The organism is Marinospirillum sp. (genome assembly GCF_014859565.1).
In genome coordinates this window covers 1-7,644 of record NZ_JACUUA010000161.1, presented here as the reverse complement: position 1 = coordinate 7,644, position 7,644 = coordinate 1, and the positions used below count along the sequence as shown (strand labels likewise).

General features: G+C 52.4%; 5 protein-coding genes. 1 reads left to right on the top strand and 4 read right to left on the bottom strand.

The features are described from left to right. Positions 1–165: 165 nt before the first annotated feature. From IBX50_RS15185 to IBX50_RS15170, 4 genes are all read right to left on the bottom strand, one after another. Positions 166–579, bottom strand: a complete 414-nt coding sequence (locus tag IBX50_RS15185; protein ID WP_292257141.1) for a KilA-N domain-containing protein — start codon at positions 577–579, stop codon at positions 166–168. Positions 580–665: 86 nt separating this feature from the next. Next, positions 666–1,529, bottom strand: a complete 864-nt coding sequence (locus IBX50_RS15180) for a ParB/Srx family N-terminal domain-containing protein (RefSeq protein WP_292257140.1) — start codon at positions 1,527–1,529, stop codon at positions 666–668. A 75-nt stretch (positions 1,530–1,604) separates the two neighbouring features. Then, positions 1,605–2,165, bottom strand: a complete 561-nt coding sequence (locus IBX50_RS15175; protein WP_292257139.1) for a recombinase family protein — start codon at positions 2,163–2,165, stop codon at positions 1,605–1,607. A gap of 677 nt (positions 2,166–2,842) precedes the next feature. Then, a complete protein-coding gene (locus tag IBX50_RS15170; protein WP_292257138.1) occupies positions 2,843–4,147 on the bottom strand; it encodes a DUF6538 domain-containing protein in 1,305 nt (434 codons plus the stop codon). A 369-nt stretch (positions 4,148–4,516) separates the two neighbouring features. Here IBX50_RS15170 and IBX50_RS15165 point away from each other — a divergent pair, with 369 nt between their 5' ends. After that, positions 4,517–7,423: a DNA methyltransferase gene (locus IBX50_RS15165; protein ID WP_292257137.1), complete on the top strand. Its 2,907-nt coding sequence runs from the start codon at positions 4,517–4,519 to the stop codon at positions 7,421–7,423. Positions 7,424–7,644: the final 221 nt, after the last annotated feature.

Genomic DNA, 7,644 nt, shown 5'->3' with positions numbered 1-7,644 from the left:
TCCAAGGGCAGAGTGCCGACGGACGCGGGTTCAACTCCCGCCGTCTCCACCAATACCGAAAAAGGCGTATATTTCTTTGCAAATCAATAGTTTAGAAGTATGCGCCTTTTCATATATATCACAGGTCTCTATCACAGGTTTCTATCACTGTCGTAGACTGTGTTTCTAACCCCCTGAAAAAAAATAAAGAAGCAGCCCCACCCCTGTATCACGATACACCCCAAGGGAAGATACACCCTGAGTGACCCCCATCCGTTCAGAGAAGGCCACCCCGTTAGTCTGCAACTCGTCATACGCACGGATAACCTTCAGGTGGAAGGCTGGACTGATCCACATTGCGTAGGCATAGACCAGTTCCTTGCAGACGTAGGTGCCAGGGGTTCGTCCCCCTCGGAAAGTGACCAAAGTGGGAAATCCCACTTTGAGTGTCTCCTCAATCAACTCTTGAGTTTTCTGATTACGAAGCCACTCAACAGGTTTATGACGAGTCTCACCACCAGCCGCCTTGTGCAGATCATTCAGGCAGAAGCGACCTTCGGCATCTTGACGGATGGAAACATCAGCTACGGTCAGGTTCATGCTGCACCCTCCATGTAGTAACGGGCATCCTTGCCCTGTATCACGATACACCCCAAGGGAAGATACACCCTGAGTGGCTACCATCGTCAGAAGTCCAGCGCGTAATCCTCCAGTGTCTCCCCGCTTTCCCTCATGTGCTCCACAATGATGAACTTCATGGCTTCCTGAATCTCTTGCATCAGCTTGGGGGAATACAGTTCAACGGCTCTCAGGAAAATGTCAGGCTGACCACTGGGTTTCTTCCCGAAAGTCTTAGCCAATCGCTGCGCCCAGTCCTGCGCCTGTTTCTCCTCCCAGTCGTCTGAGAACTGCCGCTGCTCCTTCCCGTAGTTCTGCGCTTCCTTCCATGTCAGGTCTAACGCTTCCTCTTGCCAGCCTTCAGGATCATCTTCCTTCATCCTTGCCACTACCTGCCGCATTCTGGCAACGGTAGCTGACCCCACCCCGCACATTTGAGCTATCTGCTTCTTTGATAAGCCTTTATCCATTGCCACAAACTTCCATGCCCTGTTTGCTTTGTCATCTTTGGTCATGGGTAACTTGTCTCTGGAGTTGAGGCGGGTTGCTTCTGTCATGGCCTCTATCACTGTTCCCTTGAACACCCGCACCGGAACAGCTCTAACCTTGACCTTCCCTCTCTTGTGGACATTCTGGTAAGCCTGCAGCCTGTGGTGTCCGTCTATCACATACCACCGGCAACCAGACCACCACACCACCAGCGGCTCCAGTGTGTTGCCTGAAGTCTGGTAAATGGCCTCTTCCAGCGTCCTGATATGCGCCTCTTTGGCGGCTGTATCACTTGCTAGGTCTCGTGGCTGGAACACCTCAACCTCAAGGTGAAGTGCATTCAGGGGGAGCTGGGAAGGTGTGGCTGCTTGGGGTTTGCCCTGTGTGCCTTCACCTTCCAGCCGTGTGATTACGGTTTGAAAAGTGGCTGACTCAATCGTCATAGTGTTGATACCTTGCAATTAGTTGAACAGATGGGGTTCTCCTCCAAGACTGCCCCCTAATTGCAAAGACAGTATTCATGCGGGTTTGCAAGCCCTCTTCACTGAGGCCAGCGAGATGCCAAAGTGGTCAGCAGTTGCCTTGATGCTGGCGCTATTGGCCTTCCTCCATGCAACCACCTCACCATCATCAATTTCCTTCTTCCTCCCCAGCGCCTTGCCCTGAGCCTTTGCCCTCTCGATTCCCGCCATCTGACGGGCCTTGATATTCGACCTCTCCAGTTCAGCAACAGCAGACAACATTGCCAGCATGGCGTTGCCGATAGGTGTACTCAGGTCGAACCCTTCACGCATGGATATGACCGTCACACCTTTAACCTGGAGCAGCTTCACCACCTCCAGCACATTGATGGTATCCCTCCCCAGTCGGTCAATGGCAGCCACCACCACGGTGTCACCTTCCCGCACATAGTCCAGCAGTGAGCTGAACCCTGCTCGCTCCTGTGCTCTGATTGCACCTGACGTGGCCTCATCAGTGAACCATCTATCCACCTTGAACTTGCCACCAATGGTGTGCTTCTGTGCCTCTGTTGTCTGGTCGTCTGTGCTGACTCTCAGGTATGCAACTACTGTGCTCATGATCTGCTCCTTATGGCTCGCAATCTATGGCTCATATCATAAAGGTGGCTCAGAGATAAATCAACACCTTTGAGCCAACTTGAAATGTACACCAGCAGCATGGCTCAGAAGGTGTACCTTTTGAACCGACACCAAAGCCCCAGCCAAAGCAGCCCAGTGCTTACAGAAAGGGCAATCAACCCACCAGCGGGTTTAACCCAAATACGGGTACAAGATGTTGATTTGTAAGTATTTACTTGGATTCAAGACTGGGATAAATTCAGCCTCACAACCAACAACACAAGGAGACTTGAAGTATGATCGGACTGCGTTTCTTTGGCCTGATTCTGGAAGCTGACCTGCAAGGGCGTGACCTTTACATGCGGCTGCCATGGCTGGTTGAACTCTCGTGGAACCCGAACGGTTTTGCATGGAACAGACCGTGGCCCCTGAGTGGAAGCCACCGCTTGTCTGACCATTGATGGATGAAACACAAGGACGTGTGTACCTCTGGCTGCTGGCGCTACGACCGAGGCGGGGTAATGGGGGAACCTTGCCCCGTTTCCAATCCGAGGGACTGACTCAAAAATCTGCTGAAAATTTTTCCCTGTGAGGCTCACCAAGCGCCAGCCTATGCAACCCCATAGCCCCACACCTGAAAGCCTCACCACAGGCAAATCTGAAGCCCTGAATCACCATCAAAGTGGGTACTTCAGGTGTTTGATAGCCTCTGACTTCACCTCAAGAGAAGCGCCCCCTGAGTAGACTCCGAAAGTGATCCGTGGCTTCTCGTGTCCGACAATATCAGCCGCTAGGTTCTCAAGTACCCCAGCATTTTCAAGGGTGGTGATCACTGTCTTTCTGTGTGAATGAAACACCTTAGATTCAGGAAAGCCTAATTTTTTCTTGAGTCTACCGAACCGCTTACCTATTGCGCTAGATCGCTCTCCTAATGCTGTAGTGGTGAGTCCTGAAAGCAGATATCCGTCTGTACTTTCCTGAATCATCCTCTCTACAGCTGGTTTTAAAACAGGATGCACTGGTACGTCTCTAAGCCCAGCCGCTGTTTTACTGTCAGCGATTCGGAGTATGTCGCTTGTGCAATGCTTAGTTCTGAGCTTGCATAGCTCTTCAATTCTTGCCCCTGTAAACATGCCTAGCAAAATAAGGTCACGCAGCGTTTTGTCACCCTTGGCTTCTGCTGCCCTGAGCAGGGTCACGGATTCATCAACCGTCAACAAAACGTACTTATCAGGGCTTCCCGTCTCCTTAGCTCTTTCCTCCCTTGCTCTTTTTTCGGCCATGTTGACAAAGCGGGGGAGCTTGAAAGGGTCGCTATCTGCTGGAGCCTTCCCAACTTCCTGGAGATGTCTCCAGAGGCTACGTGCGGCCTTAAAGCGGTTCTCAATTGTGGCTTTCATCATGCCCCGACCACCTTCACTTTCAGGCATCACCATCGCCTTTGCCCACTCCCTGACACGCTGTGGTGTCACGTCTGCAACCGTTGGGAAGTAGGCCACCACTTCCTGAATGTTGCGCTTCATCTGCATCACTGTTCGTGGCTTGTGGTGCAGCGTGGCTTCCCATTCGGGTAGCTCAGCCTCCAGCATGATGGCACCGGATAGGGCCACCCGGTTAATGATGGTTGCCTCCTCATGCTTGCCCTGATCAGCTAGCTTTTCAACCAGATCAACAACCGCCCCCTCTGTAGGCGTGTAGCCTCCTACAACAATTCCTGACGTCCTTTCTTCTTCAATCTGCTTACGGGTAAGGAGCGCCATTTCAAGCGGTGTCAGGTTAGGTTGCTGTTGTCCGGCTCTGGCTGCTGCTATCTGTCCCTTCCACTCAGCAACTAAAGCTAATGCCACAGTCTGCGCTTGCGCCTTATCGCTGGTGCCGGTGCTTTTGATAAGCAGCTTTTTACCGTTGAACTCGTGCTGAACATCTTGGGGAATGGCTAGAACTGCATACCATTTGTTGTATCGTCTCTGAAGGTATTTCATGGCTGATTCTACGGGGCTTCTATCACATGTTTCTATCACAGGTTTCTATCACAAAATACAGACAAATCCCTTTATTTTCAATGCCTTCATGCACTTACAATCAAATGACGTAGACTCCCGCCGTCTCCACCAACATCAAAAGGTCAACCGTTCTCGGTTGGCCTTTTTTCTTGCCTGTTTATGCCGCCTCACTCCTACTTTCAGGAATACCAGTAGAGCTCAAGCTGATAAACAAAGGCAGCCTTCCATCTTGAAGCACAAGTAGTGATAATCAACTGGAGTTGCGACTTGGATGTACTGCCAGGGTTATAGGGAAGCGTCGCAATTACTTAGCCCCACACAACCCTGCAGTCTCTATTGGTACTTACAGTGACTCCTGAAAAGTTTATTGCCACCTGGAAAAACAACTCGCTGACCGAAAAAGGTGGAGCGCAACCTCACTTTGAAGATCTTTGCAGCCTGCTGGGTGTGGAACCTCCACGACAGCATGGTGATTATTGCTACGAGCAGGATCTTAAAAAGATGCACGGAGGTAATGGCTTCGCAGACGTGTGGAAACGTGGCTGCTTTGCCTGGGAAAACAAAGGGCCTGACAAGAACCTCGGTCCGGCACTGATGCAGCTGAAGAACTACGCCGGGGCACTCGACAACCCACCAGTACTGGTGGTCTGCAACCGCGAACGTATCGAGATACACCCCTGCTTCACCGGCTACCCCAGCACTCCACGCATTATCCAGCTGGATGACATCGGCCAGCAGGAAAACTTGCAAGCCTTGCGCTGGCTGTTTTCCCCCGAAGATATCCACAAGCTGCGCCCACTCAAGTCTAACGCAGCTATAACAGCCGAAGCTGCAGGCGAGTTTGCCAAGGTCGCTAAGGCGATGCGAGACCGCAACCTTGACAGTCAGCAGGTTGCCCACTTTCTGATCCAGTGCATTTTTTGCATGTACGCTGAAGACGAAGGACTATTGCACGAAGGCATCAGCGATGACCCACAGATCTTCACTGCCATTCTGAAAAGTGCCCGTGAGGACACCGACCGGGCAGGCAAACGCATCGCCAACCTCTTCAATGCCATGCGAGATCAAGGCGGCAGTTACGGTAATGATGACATTGCCTGGTTTAACGGCGGATTGTTTAAGCTCATTGATGTGCCACCGCTGGAAATGGAAGAGCTGACAGCTTTGCGCGATGCAGCGGAAAAACTTGACTGGCGAGCTATCGATCCGACTATTTTTGGCACACTGTTTGAGCGTGGTCTCGACCCAGACGCGCGTGCACCACTGGGCGCACACTACACTGATGTTGAAACCATCACCAAGCTGATCCGACCACTGATTATTGAGCCTTTGACCGCAGAGTGGGAGCTGGTGAAACCACTGCTGCTTAAAGCACAGGGCAAGGGGATGCGTTCAGCACCCTACAAGGCTGCCATGACCGCTTTCCAAAGCTACCTTGAGCGCCTGAAAAACTTCCGAGTACTCGACCCAGCCTGCGGTTCCGGCAACTTTCTTTACCTGTCCATGCACGCCCTTAAAGATCTTGAACATGCTGCACAGGTGGATGCCGAGCTGCTTGGTTTCGGTCGCCAGCTTGGCATCGAAACCGGGCCTGCCAATATTTTTGGACTAGAGATCAACGAGTACGCCGCCGAACTTGCGCGTGTTACAGTCTGGATCGGTGATATCCAATGGAGCCAGCGCAACGGTCGACCGATTGCCCGTAACCCTATCTTACGAACCCTCGATGGAATCCAGCACCGTGATGCGCTGATGAACACCGATGGCACCGAAACCGAATGGCCGACCACTGATGTAATCATTGGCAATCCACCATTTCTCGGTGACAAAAAAATGCGCAGTGAGCTGGGCGGCGAGTACACCGAGCGCCTACGCAAGCTGTACGCAGGCAAGGTGCCGGGTGGTGCCGATCTGGTTTGCTACTGGTTCCATAAAGCTCGTGAGCAGATCCTTGCCAATAAAGCACAACGTGCTGGGCTGGTCGCTACCAATAGTATCCGTGGTGGTGCCAACCGCAAGGTTCTGGATGCCATTACCAAGGATCTGGTCATCTTCAACGCCTGGTGTGATGAGGACTGGATCAATGAGGGTGCGGCGGTGCGTGTCTCGCTGGTAGCCTTTGCCGCTGCCACATCAGAAGATGCGGTATGGCTGGATGGGCAACCGGCAGGTCGAATCAATCCAGACCTTACTGCATCAACTCCTTTGGTAGAGGGCTTTGATCTGACCAAAGCTTCGCGACTGGCACAGAATGCAGGCTGTGCGTTTATCGGCGGAATGAAAAAAGGTCAGTTCGACATCGCTGGTGACCTTGCTCGCTCTTGGCTTTCTTTACCGAATCCAAATGGCAAGCCCAATGCAAACGTACTGTTCCCTTGGGTAAACGGCCTGGACATAACTCGCCGACCCTCTGACACCTGGATTGTTGACTTCGGTCTCAACATGTTAGAGGACGATGCATCGCTCTTTGAGCAGCCTTTCAACCATGTGCTCGCAGCAGTTAAACCGGCACGAGATCAGGTCAGCAATGCGAATGAGCGTAAAAAGTGGTGGCTACATGCTCGACCGGCGCCCGATTTACGAACCGCAGTGACTGGATTGCCCCGCTTTATTGCGACCCCACGTGTTGCCAAGTACCGACTGTTTGTATGGATTGCCCCACCAGTTGTTTGTGACGGACAGTTGGTTATTACCTCTCGCGCCGACGACACCACCTTCGGCATTCTGCACTCGCGCTTCCATGAACTCTGGTCGCTACGCCTTGGCACCGCTCTGGAAGATCGCCCACGCTACACCCCCAGCAGCACCTTCGAGACTTTCCCTTTTCCTGCGAAGCTGACACCGTCCGACACCAAGGGGCAGCCAAAAGCAGAGGGCAAGTTGTTACTGCCTCCTGTCGATGCCAAACGGCTACCGGCGGCGGTAAAAATTGCCACTGCAGCCCAGCGCTTAGTCGAATTGCGTGATAACTGGCTGAATCCCGCCCAGTGGGTGGAACGCGTGCCGGAAGTAATCGAAGGCTACCCTGATCGCATCATCGCCAAACCTGAGCACGCCGCCGAACTGAAAAAGCGCACCCTGACCAACCTCTACAATGTACGCCCAGCCTGGCTCGACAATGCCCACAAGGCGCTCGACAAGGCTGTTGCCGAGGCCTACGGCTGGGCAGACTACACACCAGAGATGAGTGACGAAGACATTTTACGCCGCCTGTTGGCACTCAACCTGGAGCAGGCCATAACAACTGCAGAGTAGGTGTAGGGCTCCAGATGATTCAGATGCGTATTCTGGTGAACGTGAACAACGGGACAGAATATATGCACTTTGACCCAGCGAAATAGATATAATGGTATCCATACAGCCGATAAAGCTGGCAATAAAGATACTATAATATCTATTTAAGGCATGCTCGATGAATCGGTTTCAACTCGTGTCACCAGCAGAAGTGCAGGAAAATCTGGCTGACTTTCTGCGCC